22 protein-coding genes and 1 tRNA gene are annotated in these 19,335 nt (G+C 34.9%); 16 read left to right on the top strand and 7 right to left on the bottom strand.

Translation table 11 applies throughout. From position 1 onward, the window contains the following. Positions 1–42: 42 nt before the first annotated feature. Positions 43–119, bottom strand: a tRNA-Pro gene (locus ACYIAL_RS03460). Between the two features lie 73 nt (positions 120–192). Further along, positions 193–1,329, bottom strand: a complete 1,137-nt coding sequence (gene tgt, locus ACYIAL_RS03455; RefSeq protein ID WP_174797911.1) for a tRNA guanosine(34) transglycosylase Tgt — start codon at positions 1,327–1,329, stop codon at positions 193–195. Positions 1,330–1,503: 174 nt separating this feature from the next. On the opposite strand from tgt, the gene ACYIAL_RS03450 reads away from it, so the two are divergent. Next, the gene (locus ACYIAL_RS03450) at positions 1,504–2,148 is read left to right on the top strand and encodes a M48 family metalloprotease (RefSeq protein ID WP_483750989.1); all 645 of its coding nucleotides are present in this window, start codon (positions 1,504–1,506) and stop codon (positions 2,146–2,148) included. 80 nt (positions 2,149–2,228) lie between these two features. Here ACYIAL_RS03450 and queA read toward each other — a convergent pair whose 3' ends face one another. Further along, the gene (gene queA / locus ACYIAL_RS03445; protein WP_483750988.1) at positions 2,229–3,269 is read right to left on the bottom strand and encodes a tRNA preQ1(34) S-adenosylmethionine ribosyltransferase-isomerase QueA; all 1,041 of its coding nucleotides are present in this window, start codon (positions 3,267–3,269) and stop codon (positions 2,229–2,231) included. A gap of 154 nt (positions 3,270–3,423) precedes the next feature. On the opposite strand from queA, the gene ACYIAL_RS03440 reads away from it, so the two are divergent. Further along, entirely contained in the window at positions 3,424–4,179 is a 756-nt protein-coding gene (locus ACYIAL_RS03440; RefSeq protein WP_483750987.1) for a M48 family metalloprotease, read from the top strand. A 148-nt stretch (positions 4,180–4,327) separates the two neighbouring features. On the opposite strand, the gene ACYIAL_RS03435 is transcribed toward ACYIAL_RS03440, so the two are convergent. Continuing rightward, entirely contained in the window at positions 4,328–5,542 is a 1,215-nt protein-coding gene (locus ACYIAL_RS03435) for a pyridoxal phosphate-dependent aminotransferase (protein WP_483750986.1), read from the bottom strand. A gap of 143 nt (positions 5,543–5,685) precedes the next feature. On the opposite strand from ACYIAL_RS03435, the gene ACYIAL_RS03430 reads away from it, so the two are divergent. The 8 genes from ACYIAL_RS03430 to pth all read left to right on the top strand — a co-directional run bounded on the left by ACYIAL_RS03430 (position 5,686) and on the right by pth (position 11,913). Continuing rightward, positions 5,686–5,955, top strand: a complete 270-nt coding sequence (locus tag ACYIAL_RS03430; protein ID WP_483750985.1) for an ACT domain-containing protein — start codon at positions 5,686–5,688, stop codon at positions 5,953–5,955. 35 nt (positions 5,956–5,990) lie between these two features. Beyond that, complete coding sequence (locus tag ACYIAL_RS03425) at positions 5,991–7,346, top strand: DUF711 family protein (protein ID WP_483750984.1); 1,356 nt, start codon at positions 5,991–5,993, stop codon at positions 7,344–7,346. Between the two features lie 163 nt (positions 7,347–7,509). Further along, positions 7,510–7,737 (top strand): hypothetical protein, encoded by a 228-nt coding sequence (locus ACYIAL_RS03420; protein ID WP_483750983.1) that lies wholly within the window; start codon positions 7,510–7,512, stop codon positions 7,735–7,737. Positions 7,738–7,875: 138 nt separating this feature from the next. Beyond that, positions 7,876–8,301: a hypothetical protein gene (locus ACYIAL_RS03415; RefSeq protein ID WP_483750982.1), complete on the top strand. Its 426-nt coding sequence runs from the start codon at positions 7,876–7,878 to the stop codon at positions 8,299–8,301. 491 nt (positions 8,302–8,792) lie between these two features. Further along, positions 8,793–9,461, top strand: coding sequence for an SMI1/KNR4 family protein (locus ACYIAL_RS03410; protein WP_483750981.1), 669 nt, complete (start codon positions 8,793–8,795; stop codon positions 9,459–9,461). Between the two features lie 213 nt (positions 9,462–9,674). Then, positions 9,675–10,052, top strand: a complete 378-nt coding sequence (locus ACYIAL_RS03405; RefSeq protein ID WP_483750980.1) for a hypothetical protein — start codon at positions 9,675–9,677, stop codon at positions 10,050–10,052. A gap of 255 nt (positions 10,053–10,307) precedes the next feature. Continuing rightward, positions 10,308–11,255, top strand: a complete 948-nt coding sequence (locus ACYIAL_RS03400) for a ribose-phosphate pyrophosphokinase (protein ID WP_160430613.1) — start codon at positions 10,308–10,310, stop codon at positions 11,253–11,255. A 73-nt stretch (positions 11,256–11,328) separates the two neighbouring features. Continuing rightward, positions 11,329–11,913, top strand: a complete 585-nt coding sequence (gene pth, locus ACYIAL_RS03395) for an aminoacyl-tRNA hydrolase (RefSeq protein ID WP_483750979.1) — start codon at positions 11,329–11,331, stop codon at positions 11,911–11,913. 99 nt (positions 11,914–12,012) lie between these two features. Here the strand turns inward: pth and ACYIAL_RS03390 are convergent, their stop codons facing one another. After that, positions 12,013–12,444: a DUF3597 domain-containing protein gene (locus ACYIAL_RS03390; protein ID WP_174797389.1), complete on the bottom strand. Its 432-nt coding sequence runs from the start codon at positions 12,442–12,444 to the stop codon at positions 12,013–12,015. Between the two features lie 508 nt (positions 12,445–12,952). Between ACYIAL_RS03390 and ACYIAL_RS03385 the strand changes: the two genes are divergently transcribed. The 5 genes from ACYIAL_RS03385 (at position 12,953) to rpmE (ending at position 16,876) form a co-directional block, all read left to right on the top strand. Then, the gene (locus ACYIAL_RS03385; RefSeq protein ID WP_483750978.1) at positions 12,953–13,414 is read left to right on the top strand and encodes a DUF721 domain-containing protein; all 462 of its coding nucleotides are present in this window, start codon (positions 12,953–12,955) and stop codon (positions 13,412–13,414) included. A 62-nt stretch (positions 13,415–13,476) separates the two neighbouring features. Next, positions 13,477–13,881, top strand: a complete 405-nt coding sequence (locus ACYIAL_RS03380) for a Z-ring associated ZapG family protein (RefSeq protein WP_174797387.1) — start codon at positions 13,477–13,479, stop codon at positions 13,879–13,881. Positions 13,882–13,962: 81 nt separating this feature from the next. Further along, positions 13,963–15,336, top strand: a complete 1,374-nt coding sequence (locus ACYIAL_RS03375) for a Do family serine endopeptidase (protein ID WP_483750977.1) — start codon at positions 13,963–13,965, stop codon at positions 15,334–15,336. A gap of 131 nt (positions 15,337–15,467) precedes the next feature. After that, complete coding sequence (gene degS, locus ACYIAL_RS03370) at positions 15,468–16,520, top strand: outer membrane-stress sensor serine endopeptidase DegS (protein WP_174797385.1); 1,053 nt, start codon at positions 15,468–15,470, stop codon at positions 16,518–16,520. A gap of 140 nt (positions 16,521–16,660) precedes the next feature. Next, complete coding sequence (gene rpmE / locus ACYIAL_RS03365; protein WP_065636780.1) at positions 16,661–16,876, top strand: 50S ribosomal protein L31; 216 nt, start codon at positions 16,661–16,663, stop codon at positions 16,874–16,876. 94 nt (positions 16,877–16,970) lie between these two features. On the opposite strand, the gene metJ is transcribed toward rpmE, so the two are convergent. Then, positions 16,971–17,282 (bottom strand): met regulon transcriptional regulator MetJ, encoded by a 312-nt coding sequence (gene metJ / locus ACYIAL_RS03360; RefSeq protein ID WP_065587588.1) that lies wholly within the window; start codon positions 17,280–17,282, stop codon positions 16,971–16,973. A gap of 177 nt (positions 17,283–17,459) precedes the next feature. On the opposite strand from metJ, the gene metB reads away from it, so the two are divergent. Beyond that, a complete protein-coding gene (metB, locus tag ACYIAL_RS03355; protein WP_174797384.1) occupies positions 17,460–18,626 on the top strand; it encodes a cystathionine gamma-synthase in 1,167 nt (388 codons plus the stop codon). A 72-nt stretch (positions 18,627–18,698) separates the two neighbouring features. Here metB and citX read toward each other — a convergent pair whose 3' ends face one another. Then, positions 18,699–19,259, bottom strand: a complete 561-nt coding sequence (citX, locus tag ACYIAL_RS03350; RefSeq protein WP_174797383.1) for a citrate lyase holo-[acyl-carrier protein] synthase — start codon at positions 19,257–19,259, stop codon at positions 18,699–18,701. Positions 19,260–19,335: the final 76 nt, after the last annotated feature.

Below are 19,335 nucleotides of genomic sequence, written 5' to 3'. Positions count from 1 at the left end.
AATAAAAAAGCCTACTCATTCAAGTAGGCTTTTTTATGAAATTGGTCGGCGAGAGAGGATTCGAACCTCCGACCCACTGGTCCCAAACCAGTTGCGCTACCAAGCTGCGCTACTCGCCGTTAGGAAGCGCATAATACTGCGCTAACTAAAAAGTGTCAATACCTACTGCAAAAAATTATGCCTGTTATGTGTTTATTTTGATAAAGGCGCAGGCGTTTTGCCAATGCGTTGATAAAATTCGACAACAAAATCTTCGTAACGTTTGTTGGCAACCGCTTCACGAATTTCTGCCATTAAGCGTTGATAATAACGTAAATTGTGGATGGTATTTAAACGTGCACCTAAAATCTCTCCACATTTATCTAAGTGATGAAGATAAGATTTTGTGTAATGTTTACAGGTATAACAATCACAATGCGGATCAAGCGGTGTGGTGTCGTCTTTATATTTCGCATTGCGGATTTTAATCACGCCATTTGTGACAAATAAGTGACCATTGCGCGCATTGCGTGTCGGCATCACACAGTCAAACATATCAATCCCTCGGCGTACACCTTCAACTAAATCTTCAGGCTTACCCACTCCCATTAGGTAACGAGGCTTATCGGCAGGTAATTGTGGACAAGTACCCTCTAAAATTCGGTGCATATCTGCTTTAGGCTCACCAACAGCTAATCCCCCAACCGCATAGCCATCAAAACCAATTTCGGTTAACCCTTTAATTGAGATATCACGTAACTCCTGATGAATACCACCTTGCACGATACCAAATAACGCATTTTTGTTGCCTAATTCATCAAATCGCTGGCGACTTCGTTTTGCCCAGCGCAATGACATCTCCATTGATTTTTTGACATAATCCCACTCAGCAGGAAAGGGCGCACACTCGTCAAAAATCATGACAATATCTGAACCTAAGTCGTATTGAATTTCCATTGAAATTTCAGGTGATAAGAAAATCGAGTCGCCATTAATCGGATTACGAAAATAGACGCCTTCTTCTTTAATCTTACGAATATCTCCAAGACTGAAAACTTGAAACCCACCTGAATCGGTTAGAATTGGGCCATGCCACTGCATGAAATCATGTAAATCACCATGTTTACGCATGATTTCTTGTCCCGGTCTTAACCATAAATGGAATGTATTACCGAGCAAGATTTGAGCGCCGGTCGCGGCAACCTCTTCAGGTGTCATACCTTTTACCGTGCCATAAGTACCAACAGGCATAAAGGCTGGGGTTTCAACAGTATATTCGACTCCGCGACGATCGAATTTCATACGTCCTCGACGAGCTAATCCGTCGGTATTATCTAATTCAAATTTCATTTTTTATTAACCTCTTGCGACCAAATAAACAGTTTGGCGCGAATTATTGTTATAATACGTAGCCGTATCATTAATTTGCAGGGCCTAGTTTATCGCGCCTGACTGGAATAAACAATATTTGAAGGGGCTTTGAATCGTTTGAAACGCATTATTTTATTCTTGTCGTGTTTGTTGATGTTTCTAATCACTGGCTGTCAGATCCAAGATAAGACTTATCCAAAAGTCATTACTGCAGAACGGCTTAAATCGCTCTCTGAAAATGATATATTTGCCATTAGTGAGCTTGCTTGCATTGAAATAGATAAGCGGGCAGTGATCGCTGCTGACGACCATGCATTAAGCCAAAGGCTAAATAAAATTGCTAAAACCTTACCCACAAAAGCGAATAATATTGAGATAAATTATAAAGTCTATATTAATACCGAGCCTAATGCATGGTCTACCGCTAATGGCTGTATACGTGTCAACAGTGGCTTAATAAAATTGTTAAATGATAATGAGTTACAAGCAGTACTTGCTCACGAACAGGCGCATATAGCGCTCAAACATGCAGTTAGTTTATTTCTACAAGCCCCTTATATTGAATTTACTGATAACATTGACGAACTTGTTATTATTGCGAAAGAAGAAGTTGCTCAACAATATGAAGTCGAAGCTGATAATTATGCTTTTGATTTATTAGTGAGTAAAAATATTGATCCGATGAGTTTAGTTGAAATGCTAGTAAAAGTACCTATTCATTCAACAAATAATCCAACATCTCACCCTTCAAGCAAAAAACGCATAATGAATATTATTAATAGGATAAACGGTAAATAAATATCTGAGTAGTTAATTGAAAATCGCCAATCTGATTTGAGATTAATTCAAATCAGATTGGTTATCTATTTAATATCTTATTAAGATTGATTTTTCAGATCAGTGATAAACATAGCATCACCGTAACTAAAAAATCGATAGTTTTCTTTAACTGCATGTTGATAAGCATTCATGGTATTTGCGTAACCAGCAAATGCAGAAACAAGCATAATCAAAGTTGATTCTGGTAGATGAAAATTGGTGATGAGGGAGTCAACAACCTTAAATTGGTAGCCCGGATATATAAAAATTTGCGTATCGGCAAAAAAAGGCGCTATTTCACCTGTTCTTTGCGCAGCACTTTCTAGAGCACGAACCGAAGTTGTTCCCACAGCAATTACTTTATTGTTTCTCGCTTTACATGCTAATACGGCATCCACAACTGAGCCTGGTACTTCGGCATATTCTGAATGCATAACATGCGCTTGAATATTTTCAACTCTAACTGGCTGAAAAGTTCCTGCGCCAACGTGTAAAGTAACAAATGCCATTTCAACCCCTTTTTGTTTTAGTCTTTCTAATAAAGGTTTATCGAAATGAAGACCGGCAGTGGGGGCGGCGACGGCACCGGGCACTTTACTATAGACGGTTTGATAAACTTCACGGTCTTGTTCATCATCTGGACGATCAATATAAGGCGGTAATGGAATATGTCCAATTTGATTTAAAATGCTAAGTACATCATCAGGAAACTGTAACTCAAATAAAGTATCGTGGCGTGCTAGCATCGTAACATGAGTAGATGCATCTTCTCCTAATATCAGTTCAGCGCCTACTTTGGGTGATTTCGAGGCCTTAATATGCGCAAGCGCTCGGTTATTATCTAATATCCTTTCAATTAAGATTTCGATTTTTCCTCCTGAAGCTTTTTTGCCATACACGCGAGCAGGGATCACTTTTGTGTTGTTAAAAATAAGTAAATCACCCGGATTTATTTTGTCGATAATATCAGTAAATATATTATCTTCAATTTTACCTGTATGGCTATCTAGTGATAAAAGTCGACATGCACTTCTGGTTTTTGAAGGATGTTTGGCAATCAGCTCTTTGGGAAGATAAAAATCAAAATCGGATAGTTGCATAATTGTGTTCCTTAACAAATGAGGCATTAGTCTAAAGCCCTCATAATGCCTAAGCAAGTAATTATTTGTTGATTATTATGATAGTTGCGTTAAAATTCCAACCGTCTAAAAGAAATTAGGCAATTGAAATTTATATTAATATAAGGAAAATAGCATGAAAAATACCCAAAAAACATTGTTAGTTGCACTACCTTTAGTTGCAGCAATGTCTCTAGCTGGCTGTAACATGAATCCTAATGATGCAGTTAACTTAGGAATGAAAGGTTTAAAGGCTGCAACACTTAGTGATAATGATGTAAAAGACATAGCTAAACAAGCTTGTGCTGAAATGGATGCTCAATCAAAAGTTGCTCCAGCAAAAAGTGCTTATGCTAAACGATTAAAAAAAATTGCTAAAGCACTTGGTAACAATTTAGATGGAACTCCAATTAACTATAAAGTATACATTACAAAAGATGTTAATGCTTGGGCAATGGCTAATGGTTGTGTTCGTGTTTATAGTGGTTTAATGGACATGATGACTGACAATGAAATTGAAGGTGTTTTAGGTCATGAATTAGGTCACGTTGCTTTAGGTCACAGCAAAAAGGCGATTCAAGTACAATATGCAACCGAAATTGCTCGTGATGCAGCCGCTGTATCAGGTAATGCAGCAGTTGCTAAATTATCTAAATCTAGCTTAGGTGCTTTAGCGACAGCAGTGATTAACTCTCAGTTTTCACAAAAACAAGAACAAGATGCGGATAATTATTCTTTCGATTACTTAATTAAGAAAAAAATTAATCCAGCAGGTCTTGCAACTGCTTTTGATAAATTAGGTGGCGGTGATTCGTCAATCTTAAGTAGCCATCCATCTTCATCAGATCGTGCTGCTAATATTCGTAAAAAACTTGCTGAACTAAAAAAATAAGCACAGTCGTTTCTAATCTAAAGCGTCACTAAAGACGCTTTTTTATATAGTATTTATTGTGTTCGATAGTGGTATTAGTTGCTGAATTGATGAAGTGCTCCATCAACCAATACACTTAGAGGGCAATAAACAAAAGGTACTACTGTTTTTATTGCTTATAAGAAGACAGGAATTTGGCAAATCTTCCGATCGCATCTTGAAGTTCTCCGGTATGCGGTAAAGCAACAATTCTAACGTGATCGGGTTTATGCCAATTAAAACCGGTTCCTTGTACAAGTAACACTTTTTCTTGTAATAAAAAGTCTAATACCAATTTTTGATCGTTATGGATATTAAATTTTTTCTGATCTAATTTGGGAAATAGATACAATGCACCTTGTGGTTTAGTGCATGAAACGCCGGGGATGTCATTGAGCAAGCGCCATGCCAACATACACTGATCATATAGTCGCCCACCTGGTACAATAAATTCGTTAATGCTTTGATAGCCTCCTAACGCCCCTTGAATAGCATGTTGTAATGGTACATTGGCACATAAGCGCATTGATGCCAGCATATTTAACCCTTCAATATAGCCTTTTACATGATGCTTAGGACCACAAAGCGCCATCCAACCTTGCCTAAAACCTGCTACTCGATAGGTTTTTGATAAACCGCTCATTGTCACCACAAAGAGGTCTGGCGCTAGTGCTGCAATTGAATAATGCTTGGCATCATCATATAAAATTTTATCGTAAATTTCGTCAGCAAAAATAATCAAATTATTTTGCCTCGCGATTTGTGCAATTTCAAGCAACACGTCTTTACTGTAAACAGCACCAGTTGGGTTATTGGGATTAATAATCACAATTCCTTTGGTTTTGGGGGTGATTTTTTGTTTGATATCTTCTAGATCTGGTGACCAGTTTGCTTCCTCATCACAAAGATAGTGTACCGCATTACCGCCAGATAAACTAACAGCCGCCGTCCATAATGGATAATCCGGCATAGGAACAAGTATTTCATCACCACTATTAAGTAAGGCTTGCATAGATTGTACTATTAGTTCCGATACACCGTTACCAATATAAATATCTTCAACATCTAAACTGTTAATTCCTCGGGCTTGATAATGTTGCATAATTGCTTTACGGGCAGAATAAAGCCCTTTGGAATCACAATAACCTTGTGAAGAAGATAAATTTCTAATCACATCAACTAATAATTCATCAGGTGCTGCAAAACCAAAAGGGGCGGGGTTTCCAATGTTGAGTTTAAGGATAGTTTGTCCTTCTTCCTCTAGTCGTTTAGCATGTTCAAGAATTGGTCCACGAATGTCATAACAAACATGTTCCAATTTATTGGATTTTTGGAAATTAACCATAATATCGCCCTTTCTGTTATTGTGATAATTTTTTTGCTTTAATGAAAAAACAATCTACTCCTATTTCGATAATTTTTGAAGATGCTATTATAGTTAGCTTAATAAATACCTTTTAAATGTCTAAAATTTGTGCGGAGTGTATTATGAAAACCATTTTAACCGTCATCGGGAAAGATCAAACGGGAATTATTGCCGGTATTAGCCAACAATTGTATGAATTAGATATTAATATTTTAGATGTCAGCCAAACCATTATGGATGAATATTTTACGATGATTATGTTACTTGATTTATCTAAAATTAAAGTGTCATTTGATGAGGTAAAAACAGCTCTTATCCAAAAGGGCGATAAGCTTAAGGTCAAGGTCAACTTACAACGTGAAGAAATTTTTGATGCTATGCATCGTTTGTAATATTAATTCGTTGTTTATTTAAAAGGATAGTTCTAATGGAAACAAAACAGATCCTCGAAACCATTAAAATGATTGAGGAAGAAAAGCTCGATATCCGTACAATAACCATGGGTATTTCTCTCCTTGATTGTATTGATAGTAATGGTGAAAAAGCACGCCAAAAAATTTATGACAAAATCACACGGTTAGCTAAAAATTTGGTCAAAGTCGGCGATGAGATTACTTCAGAATTCGGTATTCCAATTATTAATAAGCGTATTTCTGTCACACCCATATCATTAATTGCTGGCGCAAGCGATGATAAAGACTATGTCGCGTTTGCCAAAACACTCGATGAAGCGGCCAAAGCGGTGGGCGTGAACTTTATTGGTGGCTTTTCAGCACTGGTGCAAAAAGGCTATCATAAAGGCGATGAAATTTTAATTAAATCCATTCCTCAAGCACTAGCACAAACCGAACGGGTTTGTTCATCAGTTAATGTGGGTTCTACCCAAACGGGGATTAATATGGATGCCGTAAAGCAAATGGGGCATATTATCAAAGAAGCGGCGAAATTAACGGCAGATAATAGCAGTATGGCATGTGCTAAGTTAGTTGTGTTTGCCAATGCGGTTGAAGATAACCCTTTTATGGCAGGTGCTTTTCATGGTATTGGTGAAGCAGATTGTGTGATTAATGTGGGGGTTAGTGGACCGGGTGTAGTTAAGCGAGCGCTGGAAAAAGTTAAAGGTGAACCTTTTGATATTGTTGCTGAAACCATCAAAAAAACCGCATTTAAAATTACACGAATGGGACAACTGGTTGGTAAAGAAGCTTCTGAACGTTTAGGTGTTAAATTTGGCATTGTCGATTTATCGTTAGCGCCAACGCCAGCCATTGGTGACTCGGTTGCCCATATTTTAGAAGAAATGGGGTTAGAAGCAGTGGGCACGCATGGCACAACGGCGGCACTAGCCATGCTTAATGATGCTGTTAAAAAAGGTGGCGTAATGGCATGTGGTCATGTTGGTGGGTTAAGTGGTGCATTTATTCCTGTTTCTGAAGATGCAGGTATGATTGATGCTGTCAATAACGGTGCACTAAATCTTGAAAAACTTGAAGCGATGACCTGTGTATGCTCTGTTGGGCTTGATATGATTGCTATTCCAGGCGATACGCCAGCTGAAACTATTTCAGCGATTATTGCTGATGAGGCTGCAATAGGGGTGATTAACCATAAAACAACCGCGATACGCATTATTCCTGCGGTGGGGTTAAAAGTTGGCGATAATATCGAATTTGGTGGCTTACTAGGTCATGCACCAGTCATGCCGGTAAGCAAATTTGGCTCATATGATTTCATCAATCGTGGTGGGCGAATTCCTGCTCCCATTCATTCATTTAAAAATTAATGTATCAATTTTTTATAATTTAGTGACTTTTCTTATTCCGTCTACACATAAAGTAGGCGGTATATCAAAAAGGTTATATTGCTTGAGGTATAAAATAATCTCAATTAATACATTATTTTATATCATAGTTCTTTTGTTCATTAACAATGATGTGATGCCAAATATGGAAGATAATATACTTTACCACTTTTTTAACAATAAACCCTCATTGATAGACTATAATGATGAATTAAAACTTATCGATATGATGATGAATTTACCTATAAGTTGGATTATTAAAAATAAAGATGAGTTCCTTTATGCACTAAACATATTATCTGACTCTTACACTATTGGTCATGGTTTTTTGCTGCAAACTAAAAAAGATGATTTGATTTTTAATCATTTTTGACAATGGTTAACTGAGGTAAATAATAAAACCGATATATCCTTATTAGGATATATTGATGATTTTTCCCCAGATGCACTAAAATTGGATGAATTTAGAAAAAATAATAAATTTGAATAAAAAATTATTTAGGAGAGATATATGGCTGAATGGTCTGGAGTTATGTATGGATTTTATACTAATAAATCCATAGATGATGTGTTTTCTGCATGGTTCAAAAAATTAGCATCAATGAATTATCAATGTGAGCGAAGTCGTTTTCGAAATGATGAATTTCTATTTTGTTATAAAAATGATGAGATGCAAAATCATCACCTTGAGTATGGCTACAATTTAGATATTAATGGTGAGGGCTGTTTTTGCATTGAGGCAAAAAGTACAAAGCTACATGGAACTGCGACTTTGTTTAAGTTTGATAATGATTCAGATTTTGAGCCTTATGATATAAATTTACATTTTCAGCATGTATTTTATTATGTGCTTGTATTGCCTGATTTAATTGAAAATTCAAGGTTTTGTCAGAATATACATCGTTTATTTACTAATATTCTTAATGAGAAAAAATAGAAAATTAACAGGTAATAAATTAAATTTTCTTATAGCACATTAAATATCCTTAACGTGTAGAAAAAGGCCGAGTTGTTGACACTTCATGATTAAAATAATTCTCTAAAAACGCATAAGACGCCTTTCAAGAAATCGTTTTATGTTGTTTACCGTATGATAATATTGAATAAATAATTTTCTATCTTGTGAATCTAACAAATGGAATACAGCTAAATCTCAATTAATCACCAAACGGTATAGAATCCTGAATATTTTTTACAAAAAATACAGCCTAAAAAGTAAATATTCCGCTTGTCGTCTTAACTTATTGTCGATATATTTTCAAATTTAACCAAAGGTTTAATGCTGTAACAGATAGTTTTATAACGTTCCATCTGACTGGTATAATGTCGATAAAAATTATATGATTATTTTGGCGCTAAAATTTCATAATAGCTTTCTTAATACCAGTAACGCATTCATTTTTATTCATGAAAATATTAGGAGTTAACATGTTTAAATCAAAATACAATGTTCCAAAAGACATTGATAAACGTATTTCAAAGTTAAAGTTAAAAATAGATTCAAATAATACTTATATTGATTTCTTGAAAAAATATAATGTAGTTGTTTTTAATACTGAGGTTAATTTTGACTACTGTATTGATTGTGATGGAGAATCATTACCCTTAGAGGTCATTTTGGGTTTTTCAAAGAAATATTATGAAGATCTCATTGAGATTAATGATACTTATTTAGATAGAATACCCGAAAATTATTTTGCCATAGCCACGCTTAATTATGGTGATCTACTTTGCTTAAGCCCAAATGGCGAAGTTTATTATTGGGATCATGAAGTTAATGATCTCTATTTTGACATGTCTGTAAAAAATGGTTATCTAGAACAAAATACTAATTTAAAGCTTGTCGCAAATTCCTTTGATGCATTTTTATCAATGATTACCAGAACAGAAATTGAAGATGATTATAATCCTGATGAAGATGAATATAATAATCCTAATATTCCTTTCCCTGATGAAGCATTAGATTCTTTCATAAAGTATCCAAAAAGTATATCAATGGCTTCACAAAACAGGCTTATTATTTATTTAAAAAAACTGGAGTTATCTGAAAAAGGGCGCGAAGTACTTGCTAAATTGAAAGAGGAAGGTTTTCTGTAACAATGACCAAGCTAGCTACATCAATCTTAGTCAAAAAAGTGGACAAGTAAAAGAATCTGAAATAGCAAACCTGAAAATAGTCGTGAATGTAACTAGGTAATATATTGAAAGTAATAAGTTGTTACTTTTATCGATAAGCTTAGGGTGTAGCTATTTCCTAAAAATTTGTATGAGTTAGTGTATTTTATCTAAGTTAGAATATAGTATTACAAAATGAAAATTACTTTAAACGGTAAAATAGGCGAACATTTAGTCACATTCGAATCTGATTTAGGTCATGGTGCTGCTCATTGGCAAGATAATAAACTATTATCTAATACTTCTTATCATATTGAATTAGAAATCAATGATTTTTTTGAGTGGGATAAAAATATAGTCCTTGCAGAAAAACATAATTGTAGTATCAATTTAATTGATAACCACATAGTTTTTAATGTAAAAGTGATATCTTGTGAGGAACAAGGTATTTTAGTTTTGTCACTTGGAAAAGATATTATTTTTATAGAAGCATCTGACAGCTGTGAAATAGGTAGCTATGTATCATTTTTTACTACTCCAGATAATGTTATGTTATACCCTATAGAACTATAATTTTTAAATAAAAGAATAACTAGATCCGTCTATTTGTCTCAGATGACTTGAGCTTGCCTATCGGATTATACCTTGCTTATAACTTGTTGCAGTTATCTGTATAAAGTAGTTATGTTGTTTATAATCTGCTATCAAATATTTTTGATTTATTTTTATATTGTGGTTGAGCATGATAGATAAATGATTATATAATTGTAGCCCCGATTTAACCGATTACGAATTAAGTAATCATGAATACATGCTTGAGGATTTCTCGTGCCTGATATGAAGCTTTTTGCTGGTAATGCCACACCCGAACTAGCAAAACGTATAGCTAATCGTCTTTATACTTCTCTTGGTGACATTGTTGTAAGCCGTTTTAGTGATGGTGAAGTTAATGTCCAAATCAATGAAAATGTCCGTGGTGAAGATGTTTTTATTATTCAATCAACTTGTGCTCCAACCAATGACAATTTAATGGAATTGCTCGTCATGATCGATGCAATGCGTCGCGCATCTGCTGGTCGTATTACTGCGGTTATTCCTTATTTTGGTTATGCAAGGCAAGATCGTCGAGTTCGTTCGGCTCGTGTGCCTATTACCGCTAAAGTTGTCGCTGATTTTTTATCAACTGTTGGTGTTGATAGGGTATTAACCGTTGATCTTCATGCAGAACAAATTCAAGGTTTTTTTGATGTGCCTGTGGATAACGTATTTGCTAGCCCAGTTATTTTAGAAGATATGTTACAACGTCAGTTTGAACGTCCAATTGTGGTATCTCCAGATATTGGTGGTGTGGTGCGTGCTCGCGCGATAGCTAAACTACTTAATGATACTGATATGGCGATTATTGATAAACGCCGTCAACGTGCAAATGAAGCTGAAGTGATGAATATTATTGGTGATGTTGCAGATAGAGATTGTATCTTAGTTGATGATATGATTGATACAGCAGGAACACTTTGTAAAGCAGCCGACGCTTTAAAAGCACGAGGAGCAAAAAGAGTGTTTGCTTATGCAACGCATCCAATTTTTTCAGGTAAAGCAGTGAGTAACATTAAAAGCAGTGCTATTGATGAAATTGTTGTTTGCGATACAATTCCATTAACGGCTGAAGTAAAAGCATTGAAAAATGTTCGCCAATTAACATTGTCAGGTATGCTTGCTGAAGCAATTCGTCGAATCAGTAATGAAGAATCGATTTCAGCTATGTTCCATCAATAATCTATTTTTTCATTGAGTTAAATGCCCCTTTTGGGGCATTTTTCACAATAAAATCAGTGACAATAAAAATATTATGACAACAATAAAACTGATAGTAGGACTTGCCAATCCCGGCAATGAATATGCAGCAACAAGGCACAACGCAGGCGCATGGTTTGTTGAACAATTGGCTCAGCGTTATAATCAATCATTAAAAAATGAACCAAAATTTTTTGGTTACACATCACGAATCAATATTTCTGGTCATGATGTGCGTTTATTAGTTCCAACTACATTTATGAATTTAAGTGGTAAGGCGGTGCAAGCTATGGCGTCATTTTACCAAATAAAACCAGAAGAAATATTAGTTGCCCATGATGAACTCGACTTGAATCCAGGTATAGCTAAACTTAAGTTTGGTGGTAGTCATGGTGGGCATAATGGGCTAAAAGATATTGCCAGCAAATTGGGTAATAATTTAAATTTTCATCGATTAAGGATTGGTATAGGTCATCCTGGTGATAAAAATAAAGTGGTAGGCTACGTTCTTAACAAACCCTCTAAACCTGAACAAGCATTGATTGATCAAGCTATTGATGAATCAGTGCGCTGTACGGATATTTTATTATCTCAAGGTGTTAATGCTGCGATGAATCAATTACACGCTTTTAAGGCTTAGTTTATTGATTTAATAACAAATGGTTAATGAATAGCTGATCGAATATTATAAAAAATCCACCCAAGATTGGGTGGATCGTCATTATCTTAGATTGTTCGATTAAGAAAAGAGATGAGTAATGTTACCGCCTTTTTCAGCGATTTTCTTCATGACTTCTTTAATTAACCATGTATTCATTGCTGCAGTATCATCAGTACTGCCAGTATAATTTAGCTCTTGTGCTAATTTTTTACGTGCATCTAAGCTACTATCTATACCGAGTAATTTTAATAAATCGACGATAGACGTTTTCCAGTTGAGTGCTTCAGGATGCTTTTTAGCTAAATTATCAAGAATCGAGGTGACATCAACATTAGTTGCGGATGTGCCTTGCTCGACCTTATCTTGAATTTGTTTTGAGCCATCTGATACTGTGTCTTTGACAGATGCTGTGATGTTTCCGACTTTATCTTTCACAGCATCAACTGCATTTTCTACTGTTGCTTGAGCGTTAGGAAATACTTTAGAAAAAATGTTATTTAAGATACCCATATTACACCTCTTAAGTTTAAACTGCTTATAAAAAACTGCTTAACTGCTTAATGATATAGATGTAGAAAATATCAAAAAACAATATAACGCTTAATAGGATAGAATGTCAAAAGAGTTATGCTTTAATAGCATTTTATGTATTACGATACAATGCTTACCAAGATGTTAATTAATGATTTTAAATATTATTCTAATATTAAGCGAATTAATTACAATCAAAAAAAGGATTATCCATCTGCAGATTTATAAAACTTTTATGAAAAAATGCCTTTAAATTGCAGTTAATCTTTTTAGTATTTCTGATAAATTTCAATCCATTATCAGTTATCTATTTTTTTTAACTGAAGTTTTGAACATCATATTAGTAAAGAAATTTTTATAAAACAGTAAATAAATTTTTTCAATAAGACTTTTGACGATAAATAGGGTAAATTATTAAACTAATACTTATTTTTAGCTTTTAGGCGAAACTTTTTTTATTGATTAAGAAAGGAGAGGAAGTCAAGATATGCGTTTTAATGAGCCACAAGTATTGACGTCAATAATAACTCAAGCCTCTTGTTTTTCTAAGATCCAAGAAAGAACTAATGCATTAAAAACATTGGCTAAAGAGGTTAACGATTTATTGCCATCCCCATTGAATCAACAATGTCGAGTGGCTAATTATCGCGAAGGCGTATTGATTTTAGAGGTAAGCACTGCTGGCTGGTTAACGAGACTGAAATATGAACAAAGTAATTTAATGTCAGAGATACGAAAAAATATCTTACCGTCTCTATCGTCTATCCAATATCAGATTAATCCGGATATTTCGGTCAAGTTGTCACATCGCCATTCTCAGACTGTTAAGTCCTCTTTAGTATCGAGTGTGATGACAGCTAAAAGTGCCATGTTTTTATATGCATTAGCGGAAAATGCACCAGATAAGTTAAAAAAACAATTGATAAAACTTGCTAACCATGCAAAATAAGTGCTGATAATTGGATTTCAATTTTATAAAATGATATATCTTGAAGATATAAGGAGTGAATAATGGATAAAGATATGCTTACTTATCTTATAATTGGATTAGTAATTGGTTTTATTATTGGTTTTATTTTTGTAAGCGTTATTAGCCCTAAGGCTCGTAAATATACCAAAGTTAAACATGAGCTAGAACAAACAAAAGATGAATTAATAGCGCAAAAACAAATGATTGCTAAACATTTTTCTCATAGTGCTGAGATATTGGATAGTATGGCTAAAGATTTTCGCCGCCTTTATCAACATATGGCTGAAAATTCTAGTCAATTTATTGATGGCGATAAAGCCGCATCTTTGGATTTTGATTCCAACTCTGATTCAGATGAAACAAAAGAAATGATACTTGATAAGCAGCCTAGAGATTATTCCGATAATTCTTCTGGTTTATTTAAAGCGGATGAACACAAATCTTAACTACTATGGTTTTATTCGCCGTTTCCTAATGGTCAAGCAATTTTATAGAGATTAAATTTTTGTGAAAGCGAGAGTTATAAGATGATTAATTCATTAAAACAACAAAAAAAATTATTAAGTATTATGGCGTTAAGTATAGGATTAAGTTTAGCATCACATCCCGATGCTTATGCTTCTTTTCCTCCTACCTCAACCGACAGTAATACACAGCAGCCAAGTTTGGCACCTATGCTCGAAACGGTATTACCATCAGTTGTTAGTATTAAGGTTGAGGGTACTACGCAAATGCAAAATAATATGCCAGAAGAATTTAGACGTTTTTTTGGTTACCCTGATAGTCAATCAAGAGTGTTTACAGGTCTAGGCTCTGGTGTGATTATTGATGCTGAAAAAGGTTATGTTGTGACGAATAATCATGTTATTGATAGTGCCGATAAAATCACGGTTGCTCTTAATGATGGACATGAATATAAAGCAAAGCTAATCGGTAAAGATCCACAAAGTGATATAGCATTGCTTAAACTTGATGATGCAAAAAAATTAACGGCGATTAAATTGGCTGATTCTGATAATTTGCGGGTTGGTGATTATACTGTTGCTATTGGTAACCCATTTGGTATTGGTCAGACTGTTACTTCGGGGATTATTTCAGCTTTGGCTCGCAGTGGGCTTAATATGAATGGTTTTGAAAATTTTATTCAAACAGATGCTTCAATTAACCAAGGAAACTCTGGTGGAGCACTTGTTAATTTAAATGGTGAACTCGTTGGTATTAATACTGCGATTATTGCGCCAAATGGTGGTAATGTTGGGATTGGCTTTGCAATTCCTAGTAATATGGTAAAAAGTTTAACATCGCAGCTTATTGAGTTTGGTGAGGTCAAACGTGGTGTGCTTGGCATCAAAGGTAATGAACTGACATCGGATATAGCGAAAGCATTTGATGTTGATGTTCAAAAAGGTGCTTTCGTTAGTGAAGTGATTGAAAATTCAGCCGCACAAGCTGCAGGAATTAAATCTGGCGATATTATTATTTCAATGGACGGTAAACCCGTTGATAGTTTTGCTGAATTACGTGCAAAAATTGCCACAACTGGTGCTGGGCGAACTGTAAAATTAGGCTTAATTCGAGATGGTAAACAAATGTCTGTTGAGGTAAAACTCAAAAATAGCGATGAGGCAGTAACCGAAGCAAAATCATTGCATACTGCTCTTGATGGTGCAACACTTAGTAATGGTGAAATAAAAGGTCAAAAAGGTGTTTTAATTGAAAAGATTGCTAAAAATTCACCTGCTTCTCGACTTAGCTTACAAGAGGGAGATCTGATTACTGGCGTTAACAAAGGACGAGTAACTAATATTGCAGAACTTCGCAAAATCATTGATAGTAATCCGTCTGTTATTGCGCTTAATATAGTACGAGGAGATAGCCGAATTTATCTCATTTTAAGATAATTTTTTTCAAACTAGAAGATAATTTAACTCTATTTCGTCGATGCTTTGGCGTCGGCGAAAAACAGTGATTTTAACACTTTTGTATATATGCTAAAATCGTTGCTATATCTAATTACTATCATCTGACGGCAATGCTTAAAAAATTTTTATGGCCAATATTAATCGGTGTAGTTTTAGCCGTTGCGTTATTAATTATTTTTCCTTCATTACGAAACGGAAAGCAATTGCATTTTTTTGTTTCTATTTTCAGTAACGAACCTTTAAGTTATTCTGATGCCGTAAAAACTGCAGCGCCCGCAGTAGTTAATATTTATAGTCGCTCAATTAATTCTGTTTCTCAAGAATCACAAGATAGTCCAATTACTCCACTTGGTTCAGGGGTAATAATGAGTGAACAGGGATATATTGTTACTAATTATCACGTTGTTGAAGATGCAGAGCAAATTATTGTTGCACTGCAAGATGGACGAATTTTTGAGGCTTTATCGGTAGGCTCTGATAAACTTGTTGATCTTGCCGTATTAAAAATAGAAGCCTCTAATATTCCAACTATTACCATTAATCCTCAGCGTGAACCGAAGATTGGTGATGTGGTTTTAGCGATAGGTAATCCTTACAATATAGGGCAAACTATCACACAAGGTATTATTAGTGCTACAGGTCGCGATGGGCTAAGTCCATATAGAAGACAGAATTTTATTCAAACTGATGCATCAATAAATCACGGTAATTCTGGAGGAGCACTAGTTAATACTAAAGGTGAATTAATGGGAATTAATACTCTCACCTTTGCAAAAAATTTGGGTAATGATGTTCCGGAAGGGATTGGATTTGCAATTCCGACTTCTTTAGCTGTAAAGATCATGAATAAGTTGATTCAGGATGGAAAAATTATTCGTGGTTATATCGGTATTGATGGATTAGAATTTGCGCCCACTCAAAATCCAAATGATATGCCAGTGGTATTAGGTATTTTAGTCACCAATGTTGAAGGACCTTCTTTACAAGCGGGTATACAAGCTAATGATATCTTGATTATGGTAGATAATAAGCCTGTTAAATCCATTGTTGAAACCATGGATCAAATTGCCGAGTTGAAACCGGGTATGATTGTCCCCATTATTGTATTGCGGAATGGTGAAAAGGTTGAATTACAAGTGACAATAGGGCAATTACCCGTTTAATTTGTCTTTTTATGGCTTGATTATTTAACTTTTAAGGCATATAATTTGCAACCTTATCATGTTTTTTAACACTCGTATGGTGTATAGATTTTGCTTTTAGCCATTTATATAGCGATACGAACAAACTTTAGAGGTTTATTATGAAAGAAGGTATCCATCCAGAATATACTGCAATTAATGCAACATGCTCTTGTGGTAATGTTATTAAAACTCATTCTACTATTGGTCATGATATTCATCTTGATGTATGTGGTGAGTGTCACCCATTCTATACTGGTAAACAACGTGATGTTGCAACTGGTGGACGTGTAGATAAGTTCAAACAACGTTTTGCTATGGTTGGCGGTAAAAAATAATTTTCCGAAAAACCGTATCTGAAAACCAATAGTAGTTGAAAAGGCGCATTGTGCGCCTTTTTGCTTTTTGAAAATTAATACTTTTAGTTAATAATCAATCGAATTCTGGGGTGATGCCTAAATCTTGCATCATTTTTTGAGCTTGTTTGGGAATACCGTCTTCACGATCTCTTTGTAAATCATCATCACAAGGTAAAGGTTGACCAGTATAAGCATGAAGAAAAGCTTCACACAATAATTCACTATTTGTTGCGTGACGTAAATTATTAACTTGTCTGCGAGTACGCTCATCAGTCAATATTTTTAACACTTTTAACGGAATTGATACTGTAATTTTTTTTACTTGCTCACTTTTTTTACCATGTTCAGCATAAGGGCTTATATATTCGCCATTCCATTCCATCATATTTTCACCAAATTACATCACAAATAATGTGGGCAATTCTAACGTTTTTTTTATCTTTCTGCAATCTATACACCAAGATAGTTAGACATCTAGACATGTTGACGTCTATATTCAGTGTGTTATTCTTATACAATCTATTCTTGAAGTAAGCAAAACATTATTTAGAGGAATGTTATTATGACTAGTCAAGCTAACAATTTAAACCAAGGAACAATTGCTGTTCGTGGTGGGCTCAATACTGATGATCAATATGGCAGTGTCGTACCTGTTATCACTCCATCTACATGTTATCGTTATGAAGAATTTGCTAAACCCAGGAAATTTGATTATGCGCGAAAAGCAAATCCAAGTCGGCGATTGGTGGAAGAAACAGTTGCAAAATTAGAAGGTGGTGCCGATGCTATTTTAACTAACTGTGGCATGTCAGCAATTCACCTTATTAGTGTTGCCTTATTAGCGCCAAATGACTTAGTTGTTGCCCCCCATGATTGTTATGGTGGTAGCTATCGTTTGTTTAATAGTTTGAGCGAGAAAGGTTATTTTAAGGTAAAATTTGTGGATCAGTCTGACTTGGTCGCATTACAAGAAGCATTAAGCTTACATCCCAAATTAGTTTTGATTGAGACACCAAGTAATCCATTACTGCGTGTTGTTGATATAAAAAAAATTGCGCAACAAGCGCATGATGTAGGTGCTTTGGTTTTAGTCGATAATACATTTATGACGCCTATTTTACAAAAACCATTGGAGCTTGGTGCTGATATTGTTACCCACTCTTGTACTAAATTTTTAAACGGACATTCGGATTTATTAGCAGGAATTTTAGTTTTTAAGGACCAACAACTTGCTACAGATGTTTTATGGTGGGCTAATAATATTGGTACGCTGACTTCATCATTTGATAGTTATCTTTTATTACGTGGATTACGAACCCTTGCGGCGCGTGTAAATTTACAACAAGACAATGCGCAAAAAGTTGTTGGGTTTCTTGCTAATCATCCTAAAATAGCTAAAGTATTTCATCCCTCTTTACCAACTAATCTTGGACATGATATTGCTAAAAAACAGCAGAAAGGCTTTGGTTCGTTACTCAGTTTTGAATTAGTTGGCAATGCCGATGTTATGCCGAAATTTTTAAAAGCGCTTAATATTTTTACATTGGCTCAATCACTTGGTGGAGTGGAAAGTCTTGTGTGCCATCCAGCAACAATGACTCATTCAGGTATTAGTGCCGAAGCACGAAAAACGGCTGGGATTTCAGATCAATTATTACGTATTTCGGTGGGGTTAGAAGATATTACTGATTTACTGGCTGATTTACAGCAAGCACTTGAAACAGTATAACTGATTTTTTAGATTATAATTAGGGTTGATGATATATCATGTATGTAGTTATGCTATTTTATTAATCCGTTATTAGCAATGAGTATTATCGCTATTATTTTTCTGAAATTTTGCTATCTTGTTTTCAATCGCTGTAAAAATTTCATCAATTGAATGACGTTTTGCTCTACCGCAAAGTTTTGCCGTTTCATGACAGACTAAGCATTGTCTTGGTTGGTTGTCGAATTGTGATCGTGACAGGCTTTTTTGTGTAACAATGTCAATAACATCAATATCCCATAAACGTCCTAATGGGTGATTATTTTCAATATCAATACAGTATTTTTTAAGGGAATTAGCTGAACATTTTATTGCTATAATAGCTTCTGAACCGGTGATGTAGTGATAATGATCTTCATTGATTATTGCGATGTCATTTTGAAAAAAACAGTGATGTAATGCTTTGATTGCTTCGTCAAAAAGATAACGAGCACCGCTACTATTTTTTATAGCACCTGGAATAACTAGGCTTAAGGATATGATTGGATATTTATAACATATCATTGCCTGTTTTTGGTTTTCTACTCGCTGTTCCTTGGCTAATAGCATCTGCTCAAGGTTAATTGGAGTGCCATCATCAAATTTAATTAGCATTTTTTCCACTGGATAAAATCAGTAATAGCATAACACTTTTACATGTCAGGCTATTACTTTATTAATTAAAACTAAA

Source organism: Gilliamella sp. X-57, from assembly GCF_057063565.1.
The sequence above is the reverse complement of the archived record's forward strand: the minus strand, read 5'-3'. Positions and strand labels throughout refer to the sequence as shown.